This window comes from Actinoallomurus acaciae (assembly GCF_042429965.1).
Classification (GTDB): domain Bacteria; phylum Actinomycetota; class Actinomycetes; order Streptosporangiales; family Streptosporangiaceae; genus Actinoallomurus; species Actinoallomurus acaciae.
Genome location: NZ_JBHLZP010000882.1, coordinates 1 through 2,079 on the forward strand (window position 1 = coordinate 1; position 2,079 = coordinate 2,079).

Sequence of the window (2,079 nt, forward strand, 5' to 3'; positions counted from 1 at the left end):
TCCCGGGCACGTGGTCTCGCGCGCGGAGCTGTGCGGGGTGCTGCCCAGCCGTGCCCTGCCCAGCGGGGCGTACGGCCGCCCGCAGGCCGACGAGCACGCGGTGGAGATGGCGGTGGCGCGGCTGCGGCGGGGCCTCGGCGGGGGAGGGCTGGTGGAGACGGTGGTCAAGCGCGGGTACCGGCTGGCCTGCGACCCGGTCTTCGCCGACGAGCGCCCGCTGCCGACCGGCACTCTCGGCTCGAAAGAATCTACAATGTAAAGGCCGTGGGCCGGATCGCCGCGATGACAAGCCTCGTTCTTCGACGGCTACGAGGTCGCCGGCCGCTCCGTCTCCATCGCGTCCAGCATGCCGGTGAGCCAGGCGCGTTCGGCCGATGAGGTCACCCGGGCGATGTGCTGCAGGCCTGCCTGGAACGGCGAGCGGAGCTCGTCCTGGCGCAGCGCGCGGTCGTCGTCGACGAAGAACCCCCGTCGCGGGTCCCGGAGGAACTCCAGGCGCTGCCGGAGCACCCGGGCCTGCGCGTCCGCCGACGGCAGCAGGTGCAGGAAGGCCAGGAGCACGAAGTACTTGTTGCGGTCGCTGATCTCCAGCTCGCCCGGCCGCTCCAGGCGCCGCAGCAGCTCGGCGCGGCCGACGTCGGTCAGCTCGAAGACCTGGCGTCGCGGTCCGCCCGCGCCCGGCTCCGGGCGGCGGGTCACCAGCTCCTGACGCCGCAGACGGTGCAACGCCGGGTACAGGGAGCCGTCGCTGACCGGCCGTACGTGCCCCATCAGCGCGCCGATGCGCCGGCGGAGCTCGTACGCGTGCAGGGCGTGCTCGGAGAGGAACCCGAGGATCGCGAGTTCGAGGATGGCTCGTACCTCCCGGCGTGGGTTCGGCCGTCCCGCCCGGCCGGACGGAACGCTGAACGCCATGATGGCGGCCAGCACGGTCGCGGCGGCGGCGAACTGCGGCGGCGACAGGCGCTCCCCGAGGACCGTCGTGCCGAGCAGGACGGAGATCACCGGTGCCGTGAAGGACACGAGTGAGGCCTGCACGGCGGTCACCCGCTGCGTCAGGACGGTGTTGGCGAGCCAGCCCAGCCCGGAGCAGACGACTCCCAGGACCGCGGCCGCCGCCCACGGTCCGGCCTGCCACCGTACGTGCGCGAGATGCGTCGCGGCGAAGGGCGCCGAGACGAGCGTCGCCACCGCCATCTGCGCGCAGGTGAGCGTGAGCGCGTCGGCCTGGCGAAGGCGGCCGCGCACGATCAGGCTGCCGGCGGCGTAGCTCACGGCCGCCGCCAGGGGAAGGGCCGGCCACGGCGTGGACGCCCCGGTGCGTCCGCCGGCGGTCAGCAGCGCCGTCCCGCCCAGCGCCACCAGCAGGCAGGCCGCCTGCCGCGCCCGCAGCCGTTCGGCGGGCAGCAGGACGTGACCGCCCACGGCGATCCAGATCGGCGTGGAGGCCAGGAGCAGCGACACCGTCCCGGTCGGCACGTGGTGCTCGCCCCAGGTGATCAGGACGGACGGCAGCGCCGCGGAGCACAATCCGACGAGTAGCACCTCGACCGGCCGGTCTCGCAGCAGCCCGCCGATCGCGGTGATCGCGCGCGGCAGGCCGTCGCGCACCGTCAGCACCGTGAGGAGCGTCAGGCCGGCGAGCCCGAACCGGACGACGGTCAGCACGTCGGCCGGCAGGACGCGCGCGGCGATCGAGATCAGCAGGAACGGCACGCCCAGGGTCAGCGTCACCCACAGCCCGAGCGGGGCGGTCGCCCGTCGTTGAGACACGCGGAGGACACTACCTCGATTCGAGGTAGTGAGTCGACGGTCACTCCGGTGCGCGTGCCCGATCGTGGGTCGTGGCGCCAGGGTCAGGGGTGCGGACGCGACCGGGCTGTCGTGCGGCTCAGCGTCGTCCGGCGTCGTGCGCCGCAGGGCGGCGCTGGATGATGCCGGCCATCGTCGCGCGGAACCGCTCGCGTTCGGCGGGGGCGAGCGTCGCGGTGAGGCGGCCGAGCTCGGCGCCGATCATGCCGGTGGTCTCCGGTGTGACGCGGGCGTGCAGCGTGATGACCTGCGAGTGGGCCAGCAGTT

2 protein-coding genes and 1 pseudogene are annotated in these 2,079 nt (G+C 74.0%); 1 reads left to right on the forward strand and 2 read right to left on the reverse strand.

The genetic code is table 11. From position 1 onward, the window contains the following. Nucleotides 1-259, forward strand: a pseudogene (locus ACFFNX_RS48420) (hypothetical protein); the annotation flags it as partial. A 47-nt stretch (nucleotides 260-306) separates the two neighbouring features. On the opposite strand, the gene ACFFNX_RS48425 reads toward ACFFNX_RS48420, so the two are convergent. Both ACFFNX_RS48425 and ACFFNX_RS48430 read right to left on the reverse strand, forming a co-directional pair. After that, entirely contained in the window at nucleotides 307-1,773 is a 1,467-nt protein-coding gene (locus tag ACFFNX_RS48425) for an EamA family transporter (protein WP_378213192.1), read from the reverse strand. 118 nt (nucleotides 1,774-1,891) lie between these two features. Next, nucleotides 1,892-2,079 (reverse strand): hypothetical protein (locus tag ACFFNX_RS48430; protein WP_378213194.1); only part of this gene is annotated, 188 nt, incomplete at its 5' end.